Origin of the sequence: Streptomyces sp. NPDC048411 (assembly GCF_040704695.1) — a bacterium.
Taxonomy (GTDB): domain Bacteria; phylum Actinomycetota; class Actinomycetes; order Streptomycetales; family Streptomycetaceae; genus Streptomyces.
In genome coordinates, this window is record NZ_JBEZKL010000016.1 from 17,817 (window position 1) to 35,660 (window position 17,844).

General features: G+C 70.0%; 18 protein-coding genes. 6 read left to right on the forward strand and 12 right to left on the reverse strand.

Annotation, left to right across the window (positions count from 1 at the left end; genetic code table 11):
• Positions 1-98 precede the first annotated feature (98 nt).
• On the forward strand, positions 99-236 hold the full coding sequence (locus AB0915_RS08865) for an HTH domain-containing protein (protein ID WP_366690467.1): 138 nt from the start codon (positions 99-101) through the stop codon (positions 234-236).
• A 64-nt stretch (positions 237-300) separates the two neighbouring features.
• Here the strand turns inward: AB0915_RS08865 and AB0915_RS08870 are convergent, their stop codons facing one another.
• Both AB0915_RS08870 and AB0915_RS08875 read right to left on the reverse strand, forming a co-directional pair.
• A complete protein-coding gene (locus tag AB0915_RS08870) occupies positions 301-762 on the reverse strand; it encodes a hypothetical protein (RefSeq protein WP_366690410.1) in 462 nt (153 codons plus the stop codon).
• Positions 763-1,060: 298 nt separating this feature from the next.
• A complete protein-coding gene (locus AB0915_RS08875) occupies positions 1,061-1,318 on the reverse strand; it encodes a hypothetical protein (protein ID WP_366690411.1) in 258 nt (85 codons plus the stop codon).
• A 98-nt stretch (positions 1,319-1,416) separates the two neighbouring features.
• On the opposite strand from AB0915_RS08875, the gene AB0915_RS08880 reads away from it, so the two are divergent.
• The gene (locus AB0915_RS08880; protein WP_366690412.1) at positions 1,417-1,989 is read left to right on the forward strand and encodes a MarR family transcriptional regulator; all 573 of its coding nucleotides are present in this window, start codon (positions 1,417-1,419) and stop codon (positions 1,987-1,989) included.
• Between the two features lie 135 nt (positions 1,990-2,124).
• Here AB0915_RS08880 and AB0915_RS08885 read toward each other — a convergent pair whose 3' ends face one another.
• Together AB0915_RS08885 and AB0915_RS08890 are read right to left on the reverse strand one after the other, a co-directional pair.
• On the reverse strand, positions 2,125-2,844 hold the full coding sequence (locus AB0915_RS08885; protein WP_366690413.1) for a gamma-glutamyl-gamma-aminobutyrate hydrolase family protein: 720 nt from the start codon (positions 2,842-2,844) through the stop codon (positions 2,125-2,127).
• A complete protein-coding gene (locus AB0915_RS08890; protein WP_366690414.1) occupies positions 2,841-4,331 on the reverse strand; it encodes an aldehyde dehydrogenase in 1,491 nt (496 codons plus the stop codon). The genes AB0915_RS08885 and AB0915_RS08890 overlap by 4 nt, the downstream gene beginning before the upstream one ends.
• Positions 4,332-4,498: 167 nt before the next feature.
• On the opposite strand from AB0915_RS08890, the gene AB0915_RS08895 reads away from it, so the two are divergent.
• Positions 4,499-5,209 (forward strand): type 1 glutamine amidotransferase, encoded by a 711-nt coding sequence (locus AB0915_RS08895; RefSeq protein WP_366690415.1) that lies wholly within the window; start codon positions 4,499-4,501, stop codon positions 5,207-5,209.
• Between the two features lie 168 nt (positions 5,210-5,377).
• On the opposite strand, the gene AB0915_RS08900 is transcribed toward AB0915_RS08895, so the two are convergent.
• The 8 genes from AB0915_RS08900 to AB0915_RS08935 all read right to left on the reverse strand — a co-directional run bounded on the left by AB0915_RS08900 (position 5,378) and on the right by AB0915_RS08935 (position 13,600).
• Complete coding sequence (locus AB0915_RS08900; RefSeq protein WP_366690416.1) at positions 5,378-6,835, reverse strand: APC family permease; 1,458 nt, start codon at positions 6,833-6,835, stop codon at positions 5,378-5,380.
• A gap of 297 nt (positions 6,836-7,132) precedes the next feature.
• A complete protein-coding gene (locus tag AB0915_RS08905; protein WP_366690417.1) occupies positions 7,133-7,771 on the reverse strand; it encodes a TetR family transcriptional regulator in 639 nt (212 codons plus the stop codon).
• Between the two features lie 144 nt (positions 7,772-7,915).
• On the reverse strand, positions 7,916-8,761 hold the full coding sequence (locus AB0915_RS08910) for a fumarylacetoacetate hydrolase family protein (protein ID WP_366690418.1): 846 nt from the start codon (positions 8,759-8,761) through the stop codon (positions 7,916-7,918).
• Between the two features lie 11 nt (positions 8,762-8,772).
• On the reverse strand, positions 8,773-9,708 hold the full coding sequence (locus AB0915_RS08915) for a 3,4-dihydroxyphenylacetate 2,3-dioxygenase (protein WP_366690419.1): 936 nt from the start codon (positions 9,706-9,708) through the stop codon (positions 8,773-8,775).
• Positions 9,701-11,173: an aldehyde dehydrogenase gene (locus AB0915_RS08920; RefSeq protein WP_366690420.1), complete on the reverse strand. Its 1,473-nt coding sequence runs from the start codon at positions 11,171-11,173 to the stop codon at positions 9,701-9,703. The genes AB0915_RS08915 and AB0915_RS08920 overlap by 8 nt, the downstream gene beginning before the upstream one ends.
• A 197-nt stretch (positions 11,174-11,370) precedes the next feature.
• Entirely contained in the window at positions 11,371-12,177 is an 807-nt protein-coding gene (locus tag AB0915_RS08925) for an acetoacetate decarboxylase family protein (protein ID WP_366690421.1), read from the reverse strand.
• 12 nt (positions 12,178-12,189) lie between these two features.
• The gene (locus AB0915_RS08930) at positions 12,190-13,410 is read right to left on the reverse strand and encodes an FAD-dependent oxidoreductase (RefSeq protein WP_366690422.1); all 1,221 of its coding nucleotides are present in this window, start codon (positions 13,408-13,410) and stop codon (positions 12,190-12,192) included.
• Between the two features lies 1 nt (position 13,411).
• Entirely contained in the window at positions 13,412-13,600 is a 189-nt protein-coding gene (locus AB0915_RS08935) for a ferredoxin (RefSeq protein ID WP_366690423.1), read from the reverse strand.
• Positions 13,601-13,954: 354 nt separating this feature from the next.
• On the opposite strand from AB0915_RS08935, the gene AB0915_RS08940 reads away from it, so the two are divergent.
• From AB0915_RS08940 to AB0915_RS08950, 3 genes are all read left to right on the forward strand, one after another.
• Positions 13,955-15,313, forward strand: coding sequence for a glutamine synthetase family protein (locus AB0915_RS08940; protein ID WP_366690424.1), 1,359 nt, complete (start codon positions 13,955-13,957; stop codon positions 15,311-15,313).
• A gap of 29 nt (positions 15,314-15,342) precedes the next feature.
• On the forward strand, positions 15,343-16,611 hold the full coding sequence (locus AB0915_RS08945) for a cytochrome P450 (protein ID WP_366690425.1): 1,269 nt from the start codon (positions 15,343-15,345) through the stop codon (positions 16,609-16,611).
• 289 nt (positions 16,612-16,900) lie between these two features.
• Entirely contained in the window at positions 16,901-17,839 is a 939-nt protein-coding gene (locus tag AB0915_RS08950; RefSeq protein WP_366690426.1) for a hypothetical protein, read from the forward strand.
• Positions 17,840-17,844 lie beyond the last annotated feature (5 nt).

Sequence of the window (17,844 nt, forward strand, 5' to 3'; positions counted from 1 at the left end):
CGGCACTCACGAAGGCCTTGCCGCCGCCCGCGCCCGTGGCAAGGTCGGCGGCCGACCCACCGTCGTGAACCCCGACATCATCCCGGGCGGCCCGCGACATGCTGCCCAACCCCGAGCACTCGATCACCTCGATCGCCAAGCTCCTCGGGGTGAGCCCGGGCACCCTCTACAACCACATTCCCGAGCTGCAGGAGCTCCGCGCCTCCGGCCGCGTACCCCGTCAGCTCACCAGCTGACCGCTCCCGCTACCCACCGCTCCGGTCCTCGCCAAGGGCGGGGTACGCCTGCTCCCACAGCCGGTCAGTCGTCCTCGGGGCTCTCGGGGCGCAGCAGCGGGTGGGCGACGCCGGGAAACACCCGCGCCCTGACCACCGGCTCGGCCGCCCCGCCCTGGACCACCGTCTCGGCGACACCCCAGGGGCGGCCGTGCAGGACGACGGTCAGCGTGTACGAGGACGAGCACCCCATGCAGTCGTACCGGTCGGCCCAGGCCTCCACCTCCGTGACGCTGCCGGGGTAGCGCGCCACATGCCGGTGCCGGGCATGGCAGTGGTCGCAGGTCTCGCCGGGCTCGCAGGTCCCGCCGCAGGGGCACGGAACGTCGAGCGAGTCCGCCGGGCGCCAGCGCTGCGTGAGGACGGCGTCACGGGTGGCGCCCATGTCCTTCATCGCCTTCAGATTGCGGGCGGCGACGTTGTACGACTCGCCGGTGGCAGCCATCCGGTCGCGGATGACGTCTTTGCGTCCGCGGTTCGTCGTCATCGGTTCCTCATCTGTTCCTACGGGGTCACGCAGCCCGCAAGGAGGTCCACGAGATCGGTCGGTCCCACGGTACCCGGCGCCTTGGGCGGTCCGTGCCACCTGCCCGGCCGGAGGCGGACGCTCAGGGCCTGTTCTGAGTTCCCCGCCTGCGTCCCGACGCCCGGCACGCACGCTCGCCGCACGGCGCCGCAGGACAGGTGGCTCCGCCACATGACCTGCGACACCGCACGCCGATCGCACGCACCGACCACCGCTGCGCCCGCGCTGCGCGCGGACGACGGGGAACTCAGAACAGGCCCTAGGACGGGGACGGTTCGGGGGCGAGAGCCTCGCGGCCGATCCTGCTGCCATTGCGGTAGATCGTCACCGCACCGGCTAGCCGCATGAACCGACCGCGGCGGCCCTGGAGTTCGCCCGGCGGTTCGTGGAGTGGAACGGCCTCGCGCACGGCGTCCAGCGGGTCGACGCCTGCCGCACGGCGGAGGGCGAGCTGATGAAGCAGCGCGTTCCCGTAATGCGGCCAAAGCAGTGGAGTCCACCACTGGTTTCGAGGCACATCATCAGGAAATGCCCTGTCGCCCGGAACTCCGTACAATTTGATCCCGAACGATAAGTCGATCCAAGGCGCCGCGATGGCGTCGAAGGAGTGTGCCCGTGCCCGGCCAACGATCCATCACCGAAGCCGAGAAGCTGGCAGGCGCGAAGCTGGGGGGCATCCCGGTCCGGCACGAGCAGATGGCCGTGGTGGCCAATATCTACCGCGCGGCCTCCGCGGTCCGGCAGCACCTGGAGAACTCGGTGCTGCGCGGGTCCGAGCTGACCTGGACGGCGTTCGTCGTGCTGTGGGTGGTGTGGATCTGGGGCGAGTCCGAGACACGACACGTGGCGGAGGAAGCGGGCATCTCCAAGGGGACCCTCACCGGGGTTTCGCGCACTCTGGAGGCGCGGGGGCTGGTGCGGCGGTCCGGTCATCCCACCGACGGGAGGCTGGTGCTGCTCAGCCTCACGGACGAGGGCGAGGAGCTCATGCAACGCGTGTTTCCCCAGTTCAACGAGGAGGAGGCATTTGTCACCGGGCGGCTCAGCGACGAGGAGTGCCGCAGTGTCGCGGAGGGGCTGCGCCGGGTCGTGCTCCAGGTGGAGGAGCAGGGCGAGGAGCGTCGCCTCGCCCTGCTGGACGGCACCGAACCCGCGCCGCGCCGCAGCGGACGCCGCCCCAAGGCGTGAACCAAGGCTCGTGAACCAAGTCTGAAGCCGGGGCCGCGGGACGGCCTCATGGTGGGGCCCGTGACCGCCTCGGCGGCCAGCCGTCGGGCGCCGGCGACGGACACGCCTGCCGCGGCCGGGACGGGTGGCGCGATGTCAGCGGCGGCCGCGGGCGGCGCTGACGAGGGCGTCGAAGAGCCCTTGCTGGGCCGGGTCCTCGTGAGCGGTGTCCTCGGGGTGCCACTGCACGGCGGCGAACCAGCCGTGCAGGCCCGGGAGTTCGAGGGCTTCCACGGTCCCGTCGACGGCGCGGGCGGCGACCGTGAGGCCGACACCGGTACGGTCCACCCGCTGGTGGTGGTAGCAAGAGGCCTCCACCTTCTCGGCCCCGGTGGCCTGCGCCAGGAGCGAGCCGCGCTGGATCGCCACCGGGTGCACGACGTGGCGGTGCTCGCGCTGCGGGCCGCCCATGTCCTGCTCCAGGGTGCCGCCCAGGGCGACGTTGACGACCTGCAGGCCGCGGCAGACCGCGAGCGTCGGCAGGCCCGCGTCCAGGGCCTGGCGGGCGACTTCCAGGTCGAAGCCGTCCTGTTCGTCGTCCACGTCGTAGACGCTGTCGTGGGCCTTGCCGTCGCTGTAGCGGTGCGGGGCGAGGTCGCCGCCGCCGGGGAGCAGGACGCCGTCGAAGCGGGTGAGCCGAGCGGCCACCTCGGCAGGGTCGGCGGTGCCTCCGGGTGCGTGTGGGTGGATGGTTGCGGGTTCGCCGCCCGCCCGCCACACCGCGTCGACCAGCGCCCGGGCGTTGACCTCGGCGGCGTACCGCAGGGCGGAGGTGGACGCGGAGAAACGGGCCGGAATGGCGATGAGCGGTCTCACAGCTGGATCCAGGTGGTCTTGAGGTCGGTGTACTTCTCCAGAGCGTGCGCGGACTTGTCGCGGCCGTTGCCGGACTGCTTCATCCCGCCGAAGGGCACGGTCAGGTCGCCCTCCTCGTAGCAGTTGACCCAGACCGTCCCGGCCTTCAGGGCGCGGGAGACCTGGTGCGCGGTGGACAGGTCGGACGTCCACAGCCCGGCCGCGAGACCGTACTCGGTGGCGTTGGCGAGCGCGACGGCCTCGTCGAGGTCCTCGAAGGTGAGGACGGAAAGCACCGGGCCGAAGATCTCCTCCCGGGCCAACCGCATGCGCGGGTCCACCCGGTCGAAGACGGTGGGCCGCAGGAAGCTGCCCCCGGACTCGGCCCGTGTGCGGTCACCGCCGGTCCGCAGCCGGGCGCCCTCGTGGAGGCCGGTCCCGATGTGGTCCAGTACGCGCTCCAGGTGTCCCTCGCCGACCAGCGCGCCCATCTCGGTGGCGGGGTCGAGGGGGTCACCGACTCGCAGTTTCCGTGCGTGCTCCACGATGGCCTCGGTGACGCGCTCGGCGATGGAGGAGTGGACGAGCAGTCGTGAGGGTGCCGTGCACATCTCGCCCTGGTTGAAGAAGATGCCCCAGGCGGCGGCGGCCGCGGCCTTCTCCAGGTCGGGGGCGTCCGGGAGGATGATGTTGGGTGACTTGCCGCCCAACTCCAGCCAGACACGCTTGAGATTGGAGTCGGCGGCGTAGCGCAGGAAGTGCCGTCCCACGGCGGTCGACCCGGTGAAGGCCAGTACGTCCACGTCGGGGTGCAGGCCGATCGCCCGCCCGGCGGTGGGGCCGTCGCCGGTGACGACGTTCAGGACGCCCGGCGGCAGCCCGGCCTCGGTTGCGAGGCGGCCCAACAGCAGGGCGGACAGCGGGGAGTTCTCGGAGGGCTTCAGTACGACGGTGCAACCGGCCGCGAGTGCGGGCGCGACCTTCCAGGAGGCGAGTGTCAGGGGGAAGTTCCACGGCACCACCGCGCCGACGACGCCCGCAGGCTCCCGGGTGACGAGCGCGAGCGCGTTCGGGGCGGTGTGGGGGGACTCGTCGGTCACCTTGTCGGCCAACTGTCCGTACCAGCGGAAGGTATTGATCGCGGCGCGCAGCTCGATGGCATACGCGTCCGTGATGGGCTTGCCCATTTCCAGACTGATGGTGAGCGCGAGCTGGTCACGCTGCTCCTCCAGCAGATCGGCGATCCGCAGCAGCGCCCGGCCGCGGTCGGCGGGCGCCAGGTGCGGCCAGGGGCCGGAGTCGAAGGCCCGGCGGGCGGCGGCCACGGCCGCGTCCACCTCCGCGTGGCCTCCGTCGGCGATCTGGGTCAGCACCTGGCCGTTGCGTGGAGATACGACGGTGTAGCTCCCACCGCCACCGGGTTCGTCGGCGCCGTCGATGTGGTGAACCCCGGACAGGTCCAGCTCCTCGGCTCGGCGCAGCCACTCCTCATGGGTGACATCCAGCATGGGTGGCCTCCAGGTCAGCCAATACATTTGGGCTCAAACGATATGACGGCGGGCGGCCCCTCACAAGGGTTCCCGGGAGGCGGGTTCCACGTATCATTTGGATCCATACGATTGGCCTGGCCGGGTTGATCCGGCGGGTCCATGGACAGAGGAAGGGAGCACCCATCGTGCGAGCACTCGTCATCAAGCACGACCACGTGACGGAGCCCGGGCGGGTCGGGGACCGCCTCGTCGAGCACGGATACGAACTCACCACTGTGACGATCGTGCCCGAGTCCCGCCATCACGCGCCGAATGTGGAGTTCGACTTCCCCGACGCCGATGGCTGGGACCTGATCGTGTCGCTCGGTGCCCCCTGGTCGGTCTACGACGACGTGGCCATCGGCAGCTGGATCGGCGGCGAGCTCGCGCTGCTGCGCAAGGCCCACCACCTCGGTATCCCGGTCCTCGGCGTCTGCTTCGGTGCCCAGGCGCTCGCCACCGCCCTCAGTGGCTCGGTGGAAGCCTCCCCGCGGCCCGAGATCGGATGGACGGAGATCGAGACCGAGGTTCCCGATCTGGTGCCGCCGGGGCCGTGGTTCCAGTGGCACTACGACCGCTGCGTCCTGCCGCCCGGCGCCGTCGCGCTGGCCCGCAACACCGTGTGCACGCAGGCTTTCCGGGCGGGGCGAGCGCTGGGCGTGCAGTTCCACCCCGAGGTCACCACGGCGATGGTGCGAGGGTGGGTCGACCTCGGCGGCGCGGAGCAGTGCGTACGGCACGGAATCGACCCGGACGAACTGCTCGTACGCAGCCGCGCCATGGAAGCCGTCGCTCGCGCCAATGCCGGCCGCCTCGTCGACGGCTTCCTGGACCAGGTGGCCCACTCCGCCGACTGATGTGGGCGTACTGAAGCGCGTCATGCGGGACCGGGCGGCACCAGCGCTGTGACCTCGTCGATCAGCACCTTCCGGTGTGGTGGGAGGGGACGTCGGCCGTTCAGGGGTGACACCCCCGCGGCGCGCCCGGGGCCGTTCGCCGGGAGCGCGCCGCAGGGAGAGGGAAGATCAGGCGGTCGCAGCCGCCTTGCCGCGCACCACCCGTGCCGCCACGGCGCCCAGGACCAGGACCACCGGGACGCTGAGCGCGAGCCAGGTGGCCGTGCCGGGGTCACCGCCGATGAGCGTCGTGAAGTTGGCGAGGATCAGCCAGATGGCGCCCGCGAGGCCGAGCGCGCCGAGGGCCGGGGCGATCAGGGTGTTCCAGGGGCGGGTGTCGAGGCGCTCGCGTCGGAAGAAGACGATCACCGAAACCGAGGTCAGGAAATACAGGAGCATCATCCCGAGGACGGCCACTCCGCTGAACCAGGAGAAGAGCGTCAGCACGGGGTCCTTGCCCAGCAGCGCGAACGGGGCGACCAGCACCAGCGCGATCGCGGTCTGCACGCTGCCGGCCGCCCAGGGGGAACGGCGCTGGTTGAGCGCACACAGCGTGCGGGGCAGCAGCCCCTCACGGCTGAGCGAGAACAGGTAGCGGTTGGCCGAGTTGTGGAAGGCGAGGATGCCCGCGAAGAGCGAGGTCGCGAGCAGGATCGGCAGTACGTGGTAAGCCCATCCGCCGAACTGGTCGGCGACGGGATTGAAGACGAACGCCGTGGCGTCGCCGCTCTCCAGTGCCTTTCCGGCGGCTGCGGTGGCGTGCGAAGCGCCGTAGGAGGAGATGAGCATCCAGGAGGTGAAGGCGAAGAAGCCGGTGACGACGGCGACCGACAGGTAGGTGGCCCGGGGGACGGTCTTGCGCGGTTCGCGGGCCTCCTCGCCGTAGATCGCAGTGGCCTCGAAGCCGAACATCGATGCCACGGCGAACATCATGGCCACTCCGGGAGCCCCCTGCAGGGCAGCTGCCGGCGAGAAGCTCTGGGTGAAGCCGAGCCCTTCGGGCCCGCCGCCCTTGAACAGGGTGACCAGCGCGAAGACGAACAGGATGCTGAACTCCGCCAGGACGAAGACCGCGAGGATCTTGGCGCCCATCTCGATGCCGGCGGCGCCGAGCGCCTGGACGACCACCATCGTGGCGAACGCCCAGACCCACCACGGCGTGTCCAGGCCCGCGTAGTGCGAGACCAGACCGCTCACCAGCTCCCCGTACAGCCCGTACATGGCGGCCTGGATGGTGCAGTAGGCGAACAGGGCCACGCCCGCGCTGCCGGATCCGGTGGTCCGGCCCAGGCCCTTGCCGATGTACGTGTAGAAGGCGCCCGTGTCCACGACATGGCGGCCCATGGCGACGAAGCCGACCGAGAACAGCAGGATCATCAGACCGGCGACGACGTACGCGGCAGGTACGCCCGCTCCGTTGCCGAGGCCGACCGAGATGGGGGCGGCTCCGGCGATGCCGGTCAGCGGGGCCTGCGCGGAGAGGACGAAGAAGAGGATGCCCAGGACGCCGAGGGCGTTGGGCTTGAGCTTGCCTGTGGTGGGCGCGTCCTGCACGGTCTGTTGCCTTGCGACCGTTTGACTGTCCACTCGGATCACCTGCCGGGAATGAGGAGGGGGTGGTTTGTTTCAGGCCAAACGAGTTGCCTCATCCTGGGCGTGAACTATCCGTTTGGCAAGGGGTTGAAAAGGATTCCCGCCGCACTGCCGGCTCCTCACCGCGCCGAAATCGACGCGGCATCGGCGAAGCGAGGCGAGCGAGCACCTGAAACGCACCGCTCCTCACTTGCGGTGCGCGCCTCCTCGCGTACGGCGACGGCTCCGGTGCGGAATCAAACGAGGCCCTGGACGCCGAGCGTCCAGGGCCTCGCGAGGTGTCGGTAAGGGTCAGAGATCCCCCTCGGTACCCCCGTCGGCGTCGAGCAGCCGCAGGAGAACCCTCAGCTCCTCCACGGCGGCGTCGGTGACCGCCGGCTCGTCGAACACGAGCTGGTGCAGGACAAGGCCGTCCAGAGCGGCGAAGACCAACCGCATCAGCGCCGGGTTCGCACCGCCCGGCAGTATGCGGGTGAGCTCGCGCTGGGTGGCCTCGAAGTACTCGTCGTACAGCGCACGCAGCGGGGGCAGCAGCTCGGGCCTGCGGCGGGATTCGAGGAGCAGCTCGTACTGGAACACCTGGATGTCCGGATCAGCGGTGACCATCTCCGACAGCCCGGTCGAGAAGTCCGTCACCTTGCCGGTGCCGGGCTCCAGCGCGCTGGTGCTCAGGCTGGTGCGCACGGCGTGGGTCAGCGCCTCCTCGATGAGGGCGTCACGCGAGCCGAAGTGGTGGACGACCAGGCCGTGGGTGACCCCGGCCTCCTCCGCGACCGCGCGGTAAGTGAGTTTGCGCAGACCACCGCGGGCCACCACCCGCACGGCGGCGCTGAGCAGGGCTTCGCGGCCCGCTCCGTAGTTCACCCGCTTGCGGGACTTGGCTCGCTTGCCTTCGCCCTCGTCTTCGGTGGTCTCGGCGGATTTGGTCATGTCGGGGACCCTACCTGCCGGTTGTGGATGGGGGTGCACGCGTGGGCAAGGGCCCGGGCGCGCGGTGAAGAGCTGTCCGTACGGGCGCGCCGCACCGTGCGACCTCTCGCGTCAGGCCTGGTGCGGCGCGGTCGTGCGGCGCTGTCAGCGCTTGGGCGGGCGGACGCCGCGGAACTCCCAGTCGCCGCCGAGCGCGGTGGACAGCACTTCCTCGGACTCGGTGGGCTGGGCGCCGACGTCGGTGCGGATGGGGGTGGGTCCGGAGACGATGTGGTTGGTGAGCCGGCCGAGGCCCTCGACTTCCACCTCGACGACGTCGCCAGGCTGTACGGGGCGGGAGTTGGCCGGGGTGCCGGACAGCAGGACGTCGCCGGGGTGGAGGGTGATGGTGCGGGCGATGTCGGCGACGAGGTAGTGCATGTCCCACTCCATCTCGTCGGTCGAGCCGTCCTGGACGACCTCACCGTTGACGTAGGTGCGCAGGTATTTGCCGTGGAAGTCCCAGTCGGTGACGAGACCCGGTCCGAGGGGGCAGAGGGTGTCGGAACCCTTGACGCGGAGCATGGAGCCGGCATCGGTGTCGCGGAAGTCGTGCAGGCCGTAGTCGTTGGCGACGGTGTAGCCCGCGATGTAGTCGCCCGCCTGGGCCGGGGAGATGTTGCGCGCCGTCCTGCCGATGACGATGGCGACCTCGCCCTCGTAGTTGAGCCATGTGCAGCCCTCGGGGCGGACGACGGCGCCCTTGTGGGAGTTGAGGGCGGAGGTCGGCTTGTGGAAGTAGGTCGGGGTCGGGGTGAGGTCGATCTGGAACTCGTCGACGCGGCTTCGGTGGTTGAGGTGGACGGCGACAACCTTCGACGGCACGACCGGCGGCAGGTGCTGGGCGTCGTCGATCTTGACGCGGCGGCCGTCTCCGGCGACGAGTTCGTCTCCGTCACGGAGGGTCTCGACGGCGGCTCCGGCGAGGAGGATGCGGCGGTACTCGGGCATGGCGGGCCTTTCTAGGAGCGGCTGTGCGGGGTGCGCGGGGAGGGAGATACGGGCAGGCCGGTGCCGGTCCAGCCGTCGGCGGGGCGATCGAACCAGAGGTGGACCTGGCCGGTGCCGATGGAGTTCTCGTACTCGCCGTACTGGCGGCCCTTGGCCGTGCACGCGCTCTCACCGAGCGCGCCGGCCATCATCAGGTAGTGGAAGAACTTCGCCTCGGGCTTGTACTTCCAGAACTCGTTCATGGTGTCGAGGACCTTGTCGTGGCGGCCCTCCTTGAACCAGGCGATGCGCTCGTGGTCGGCCTCGCGGGCCTCGGCAGTGAAGATGTGGGCGGTGTCGCTCGCCTCGTGGTCGCGCAGTTCGCGCAGTGGCCAGAAGGTATGAGAGAGCGCGCCGGAGGCGATGAGGAGGACCCGGCGGCCGGGCGTGGCCGCGATGCCGTCGGCCAGTGCCCGGCCCAGCCGCAGGTGGTCTTCCATGTCGCCGGTCTGGCAGACCCCGATGGTCACCCACTTCTTGTCGGGAAGGCCCTCGCCGAGGAACTTCCAGAGGTTGATGGTGGCGTAGTAGATCGGCAGGTAGTCGTCGTCGATTGCGGTGATCCAGGTGCCGTGCTTGTCGGCGAACTTCTCGATGTTGCGGGCGAGTTCGGGGTCGCCGGGGAAGTCGTACGGCATTCGGCACATGCCGCGCGGCAGTTCCTCGGAGGTGAAGAGCCCGGCGCGGCGCTGCTGGGCGGTGACGACGAACTCGACCGTGGTGGCCCAGTGCGAGTCGAGGACGACGACCGTGTCGTAGGTGTCGCGCTCGAAGACTTCGCGGCGCAGCTGCTGCAGGCCGGTGACGAGGGTGATCTCCTTGCCCTCGTTGAGGTCGAGCCGGTCGGCCTCCGGCAGCACGATGGTGGGGACATGGGCGAGCAGGCCCGCCCCGACGATCTCACCCATGGTTCCGCCATCCCTTGGGTGCGGTGACGGTGTTCTTGAGGTCGCAGTAGAAGTCGAAGCTCCAGGTGCCGCCCTCGCGGCCGACTCCGGACTGGCGGGAGCCGCCGAACGGCGCCTGCAGATCTCGTACGAAGAAGCAGTTGACCCAGACCGTGCCCGCGACGAGCTGCGCAGTGACGCGCTCGGCGCGCTCGTGATCGCCGGTGGCAAGGGTCGCGGCGAGACCGAAGCGGGTGTCGTTGGCGAGCGCGACCGCCTCCTGCTCGGTTGCGAAGGTCTGGAGGGTCAGGACCGGGCCGAAGACCTCCTCCTGGACGATCTCGCTGTCCTGGGCGACGTGGGTGAGCAGGGTCGGTCGGTAGTAGAGGCCGCCGAGGTCCGTGTTGGGTGCACCGCCGATGACCGCGCGTGCACCGGCCGCCAGCGCCCGCTGCACGAAGCCGTCGATCTTCTCCAGTTGGCGGGGGTGGATGTTGGGGCCGAGGTCGGTGGCCTCGTCGCGTGGGTCGCCCTGCTTGAGGGTGGCGGCCTTCTGGGCGAACCGCTTGGTGAACTCGTCGGCGATCGACTCCTCGACGAGGATGCGGGTCGCGGCCAGGCAGACCTGTCCGGCGTTGTCGTACTGCTCCACGGCGAGGTCGACCGCGAGGTCGAGGTCGGCGTCGGCGAAGACCAACAGGGGTGACTTGCCGCCGAGTTCGAAGCTGGTGGGCACGAGGTTCGCGGCGGACGCGGCGCCGATGGCCTTCGCGGTCGGTACGGAACCGGTGAAGCTGATCCGGCGTACATCGGGATGGGAGACGAGCGCGTTCCCCGCCTCGGCGCCATAGCCCTGCACGACGTTGAGCACACCGGCCGGCAGGCCCGCCTCGGCGGCGATGTCCGCGAGGAGTGATGCCGTGAGCGGGGTCCACTCGGCAGGCTTGAGGATCACCGTGTTCCCGGCGGCGAGCGCGGGGGCGATCTTCCAGGTGGCCAGCATCAGTGGGGCGTTCCACGGGGTGATCAGCACGCAGGGGCCGGCCGGGTCCCAGCTGACCTGGTTGGTGTGGCCGCGTGTCTCGAATTCCTCGTGCTCCAGCTTAAGCAGCCAGTCGGCGAAGAAGCGGAAGTTGTGCGCCACGCGCGGCATCACACCGCGGCGGTGCGAGCGCAGCAGAGCCGCGTTGTCGTGGGTCTCGACGATCGCCAGATCCTCGATGCGCTTGTCGACACCGTCGGCGATGGCGTGCAGGATGCGGGCCCGCTCGGCGCGCGCCGTGGCGGCCCAGCCGGGGAAGGCGGCCTTCGCGGCGGCGACAGCGGCTGCGGCCTCCGTCGCGGTGCCCCGGGAGATCTCGCCGAGGGCGCTGCCGTCGATGGGCGATACATCGGTGAAGGTCTCGGAGGAGGCGATGCGCTCGCCGCCGATCCAGTGCCGGGTGTCGACGGCGACCCCGGCCACGGTGAGGGTGTGTTCGGTCATGTCCGGTCTCCAAGTGGTCTGGGGCATAGAGGGGTTACGGCCTCCCCCGCGATAGGGGGTGGATCAGCGAGCGGCGTCATGCGGCTTCGATTGCAAGGCGGAGGAGGGAGTCGACGCGGAGCGTCGGTGACTGACGACAACGCCGCAAGCGGAGTCGCAGGGCGTCGGGAGCCCGCTCCCTATCGCGGGGGAGGCCGTTACTCGGCTGCCGAGGTGCCGGACTCCAGCAGCGTGCCGCCGTCCCAGACGACGCCGACCTGGCGGTAGTACGCGGCGATCGGTTCCCGGATCACCAGGCGGGCCAGCTCCTCGGTGGGGGCCTCGAACAGTTCGAGATCGGCGTCACCGGTCCAGGGCTGCCCGGCCTCGAAGGACGCCGCACCGGTCTCGATCAGCTCGTCGAGCGCGAGCCCCTTGCCCTTCTCGATGGAGGGCAGCCAGCGGTGGTGGGCCATCGGATGGCCGTTGACGAAGCCGTTGGTCCCGGACGGCTCCCGCAGGGTGACCACGGCCTGGGCGAGCCGCCGGTCGGCCGCGGCGAGCGTGGCGCCGAAGCGGGCGCCCGCCTCGATCCGCGGGGCAGGCCCGTACGGGTGCGGGCGCGTCTGGTGGATGGAGCCGAGCTTCTTCGGGTAGCCCTGGTGCAGTCCGCGGGCTATCGCGAAGTCCTTGTCGACCCAGATGTAGACGCAGCGGGAGTACGTCCGTCCCTTGTAGGAGCAGCGGACGACCGCGAAGGCCTCCTTGTACTGGGAGAGCACCGGGTCGAGCAGCTCCTGCCCGCTGGTCGAGCAGGACTGCCAGTCGGCCCAGATCAGCGCGACGGCACCCGGGTCCTCTTCCGCCAACTCCAGTGGTGCCGGGAGCAGTTCGCGCACACGGGCGGGATCGGTGCGGTACTCGACGGTGAGCAGGTCGCCGGAGTAGCGCCAGGGCGGCGAGGGGATCAGCGACGAGTCGCCGGTCGCCGTCTTGGGGTGGAAGTAACCACGGACACTGGCCATGACAGATGTTCCTTACGAGGTGAGGGCAGGCTGCTTGAGCAGCTGGGCGCGGCAGCGGGCGGCGCCGGTGGTGGCGGCATGGCCGCCGAGGGCGACGACGCCGACCAGGCGGCCGTCGGTGTGGTAGCCGACCAGGACGTCGCCGTCCGGGTCGCCGTCGAGGACCCGGACATCGCCGATGCCGAGTACCGGGGCGCCGAAGGACTGCAGCCTGAACTCGTGCTGGTCGCTCCAGAAGGTGGGAAGCGGCGCGAAGGGGCCCGCCTCGGCGTCGGCCCCGGTGAGATGGGCGACGAGGCTCTTCGCGGCGTGCTTGGCGGTGTCGCCGGGGATCGACCAGTGCTCGACGCGGCGGGGGACGCCGTCGTAGCGGGCGTTGGGGAAGCGGGCGACATCGCCGACCGCGACGACGTACGGGAATTCGCCGACGCGCAGCTGCTCGTCCGTCAGCACACCGTCGCTCAGGTCCAGGCCGTTGCCGTCGAGCCACTCGGTGTTGGCGACCGAGCCGACGGACTCCACGACGACGTCGGCCGCAAGGACCGTCCCGTCGCTCAGGACGACTCCGGTGACCCGGTCCTCGCCCTCGAAGCCCAAGACGCCGGTGCCGAGTGCGAAGCGCACCCCGCGCTCCTCGTGCCGCTTGTGCAGCGCGCGCGCCAGTAGTTCGCCCAGGGGGCGCAGCATCGGCAGCGGTTCGGGGTCGACGACGGTCACTTCGGTGACGCCGAGGCCGACGGCGGTCGCGGCGACCTCGCAGCCGATGAAACCGGCGCCGACCACGACCACGCGTACGCCGGGCCGGATCAGCTCGTCCCGCAGCCCCTGGGCGTCGGCGAGCGTGCGTACCGTATGGCGGCCGCTGTCAGGTCCGCAGGGGCCGTCGCAGCGCAGCCGTCGGGATCGCATGCCGGTGGCCACGACCAGGCCGGCGAAGGCCAGTTCCGTGCCGTCGTCCAGGACGACGACGCGCTCGGCGAGGCGGCCGGCGGTGACGGAGGTGCCGAGCCGCCACTCCACGTCGGCGGCGCTCGCCCGCGGGGTGAAGGCGAGGGACTCGAAGGGCGCCTTGCCGGCGAGCACCTCCTTGGAGAGCGGGGGCCGGTTGTACGGCATGTGAGGCTCGTCCCCGATGACCGTGATCGTTCCGGTCCAGCCGGCTGCGCGCAGCTGTTCGGCCGCGCGCAGGCCGGCCATGGAGGCGCCGACCACGACGATGCGTTCCGTGGTCATGTCAGTCCTCGATCCGGATGGCCTGCAGCGGACAGACGTCCGCGGCTTCCTCGACCTCGTCGCGCAGCGCGTCGTCCGGGTCGGAGACGTAGGCCAAGCGCCCGTTGTCGTCGAGCCGGAAGACGTCGGGGGCCGCGAAGACGCACTGGCCGTGGTCCTGGCATTTGTTCATGTCGACGACGACCTTCATGGCCGGTCCTCCTGGATGTGAGGGGCATCGGGGCGCAGATGGCGGGGGAGGAGGGCCCGGCCCGCGGCCGGGCCCTCGGCCAAAGGGGTCCGAAGAGCCCCCTACTCGTTTGGCTTCAAACAAGATAGGAAGGGGTCGGGCCCTGGTCAACACCTATCCGGATGGATAAATTCTTTGGTCCAGGCCCTTGCGGGAAGGTGACAGCGGTCCATACCGTTTGCCGCCAAACGACAAGCTCGGGCGCCGCCCCCGCTTCTGGTCCCAAGCCCAGAGCCCCCGCCAGGCCGTCATCGGACCGGCAGGACATCGGGCCGTCGGCCATCACGCCCGTTCACATCCGCCGAGGAGACATCGGTGAGCGCTCAAGACACCCCAGAAGTCCGCCGGCACATGGATCGGCTCGCCGCCGACGGCATCGACGTGGTCCGGGTGACCTACCCCGACCTCATCGGCACCGACCGTGCCCGCGACGTCCTCCTGGACCACCTGCCCTCGGCCTGCGAACACGGACTCGCCTTCTGTCGTGCCGTGTACCACACCAGTCCTCAGGGTGACGTCGTCGCCGTGCCGGGCGGACTGGATGCCGGGCTGCCGGACATCGCCGTACGACCCGACCTGGACGCGGTCCACGTCCTCCCGTGGGAGCCCGGCGTCGCCTGGTGCCTCGGCGACACCACCGACCCCGCCACCGGCGCGCCCAGCCCCGAGTCACCGCGCGACCTGCTGCGCGCTGTCCTGGCCCGATGCGCGGAGGCCGGACTGCACCCCGTCGTCGGCCCCGAGCTGGAGTACTTCCTGCTCGACGGGGCCCCGGGAACGCCGAGTGGCTGGCGCCGCTACGCGCAGGCCACCACGGGTGTCATCTACACCGCCGGGCTGCGTGCCGATGCCGACAACCATCTGCTGCGCACACTGCGGCAGTTGCGTGACCTCGGAATCGGTGTCGTCACGGGGAACCACGAGTTCGACGCCGGGCAGTTCGAGATCAACCTGACGCACTCCGAGGCCATGGACGCCGCCGACCGCTCCTTCCTCTTCAAGTCGGCCGTCAAGGAACTGGCCCGTAAGGAGGGGAAGCTCGCGACCTTCATGGCCAAGCCCTTCAACGACGCGGGCGGCTCGGGCTTCCATCTCCACTTCTCGGGCGAGGACGCCCAGGGCCGCAATGTCTTCGACGACCCGTCCGGAGCCTTCGGGCTGTCGGACACCGGGCGCCACGCCATCGCCGGCATCCTGGCTCACGCCCCGGCCCTGGCCGCGCTGCTGAACCCGACCGTGAACTCGTACAAACGGTTCGGACCGGGCACCCTCGCCCCCTGGCTGATCGACTGGGGTCTGGACAACCGCAGTGCCATGGTCCGCATCCCGCCCGAGCGCGGTTCCGGCGCCCGTCTGGAGGTGCGGCTCGGCGACGCCAGTGCCAACCCGTATCTGGCGATCGCCGCCCTCTCCGCCGCCGTACTGCTCGGCGTACGGGAAGGCCAGGAGCCGCCGGCCCCGCTGGAGGGCTACGGCTACGACCCGCAGAAGTCCCAGATGCTGCCGATGAGCCTGCCCGCCGCGCTCGACGCACTGGAGGCCGACGAGGCCCTCATCGAGATCCTCGGCAAGGACTTCACCGAATCCTTCCTCGCCTACAAGCGTGACGAGCTCGACCGCTTCAACCGCCATGTCACCGACTGGGAGTTCACCGAGTACTCCTACCACCTCTGATCGATCCGCACCGCCCACAGGAGCACCGCATGCCGAACCCCTTCGACCCCATGCCCCTCGACGAGGTCGACCTCGCCGACAACGACAACTTCCTGGACGGCGTCACCCCATGGCGCATGTTCCACACCCTGCGCCACGAGGACCCCGTGCACTGGCAGCCCGAGGAGGCCCCCAACTCCGGCTTCTGGGCCGTCACCCGGCACGAGGACATCGCCAGGGTCGACCGCGACGCCGAGACCTTCACCTCGACGAAGTTCGTCAACCTCGAGGAAGTCGACGAGGACCAGATCAAGAAGCGCGCCTCGATCCTGGAACTGGACGGCGTCCGCCACCGCGCGATGCGCAGCCTCCTGCAGCGCCAGTTCGGCCAGGGTGTCATCAACCAGTACACGGACTTCCTGCGCGGCCTGACGGCCAAGACCCTTGACGCAGCCCTGGCCAAGGGCACCTTCGACTTCGTTGCCGACGTCTCCGCGGACTTCCCCATCAACGTCCTGGCCCGCCTCCTGGACGTACCGCCGGAGGACAACCAGCAGCTCATCGACTGGGGCAACCGGATCATCGGCAACACCGACCCCGACTATGCCGACGTCCTCCTGCACAGCGCGGAGAGCGAGAAGTACCGCGACCTCCCCTTCCGCTCGCCCGCATCCATCGAGGTCTTCGAGTACGGCCGCGAACTTGCCCGCCGGCGCCGCGGCGGCACCGGCACCGACCTGGTCTCCAAACTCGTCAACGAGACCCCGCGCGACGGCGTCCCCCTGTCCGAGCAGGACTTCGACAACTACTTCCTGCTCCTGGTGGTAGCCGGCAACGAGACCACCCGGCACACCATCTCGCACTCCATGCTCGCGCTGATCCAGCACCCCGAGCAACTGGCCAGGCTCCAGGCCGATCCCTCTCTGATCCCGAACGCGGTGGAGGAGTTCCTGCGCTGGGCATCGCCCGTCTACCACTTCCGTCGCACCGCGACCCGCGACGTCGAACTCGGCGGCAAGCAGGTCAAGGAGGGCGACAAGGTCGTCATGTGGTACGCCTCCGGCAACCGCGACGAGAAGGTCTTCGGCAACCCCTACGACTTCGACGTCACCCGCGCCGACAACGACCACGTCACCTTCGGCAAGGGCAGCCCCCACCTGTGCCTGGGCAACCTCCTCGCCCGCACCGAGATCCGCATCATGTTCGAGGAGCTCATCCCGCGCCTCGCCGACATCCGCCTGGCGGGTGACGTGCCACGCGTCCGCTCCAACTTCGTCAACGGCATCAAGAAGCTCCCGGTCGAGGTCACCCTCGCCTGACGGTTCATCGGACGGACGGGCGGGCCACACGGCCCGCCCGCCGCACCGCCGAACCTTCGGGATGACGGCCTCCCGGAGCCGGCCTCCGCGAACGCTTCCCCCGGGACAGCTTCAGGCAGCAGACCCACCTTCACGGCCTTCGTCTTGATCAGTGCACCTTGGCCGGAGCACATGATCAGGCAAAGGCCGCCTCGGCATCCGGAGAATGCCCGAGGGTCGGTAAGGTAGCGGTCTTCGGGCGGCTCAGCTCCCGGAGTCCCAGAGGCGACTGTCAATGAATCTCCGCCCCATGACTGCTCGTTCCGATACCGCGATACACCACGTGTGGCGGCTTCCCGTTGCCGATGCCGTGCGGGGGCACCGAGCCCTCTGGTGGAGCGTCGGGCCCGCCGGGCAGCTTGCGGTCCTGTTGGTCCACCGGCGCTACCTTGATCGCAACCGTTACCTCAAGGGGTGGATCGGGCAGAGGCCGGACATCCCGTTCACCGGTGAATTGATCACCGTCACAGCGCAGGAGGAACGGCGCACCCCCGTGAAGGACATTCGGATTCGGCCCAGCCACCTGGCCCTCCTCCCGGATTCCCGATTCCTTCTGGTCAGCGGCCGTACGTTCCGGAACGAGACCGAGGGCCCCTGGGCACCCAACGCTGTGGTGTTCTCCCCGTCAGGTACACCTGAGGCCGAGTTCTGCGTCGGTGATGACATTCCCGCCCTGACCACCGACGTCCACGGAGGCATCTGGACGGCTTACGGCGACGAGGGCATCTACGGCGGCCACCCCGAGTCAGGAGCGGGCCTGGCGGGCTGGGACACCCAGGGCCAGACCTCCTGGGCTCCCGAGGGCCGGCTGCCCGACCACCCACTGGAAGGCTGCACCGCCGCGACCGAGAACGAACAGGTGTGGCTCGTCTGGTACTCCGGCAGCAGCAGAGGCGGCACCTTCCTGACACGGATCACTCCGTCCACCGGCGACGTCGCCAGCTACCGCAGCCCCGTCCCCGACCCGGACGGATTCGCGGTCCGCGGCAACCGGGCAGTACTCACCCGCCGAGACCACAACAAGCGGTCCGTCGAACTCGTACGTGCCGAGCTCAACGGCACCACCTGGGCAGTAACCAGCCGCCGTCGGCTGCGGATGCCCGGTCGAGTCGTCCTGCGCTGCGGCCAAGGCCGCGACGGTTTCCTCTGGCTCCGCGCAGGCAACACCTGGCTGCGCATAGAAGCATGAACACC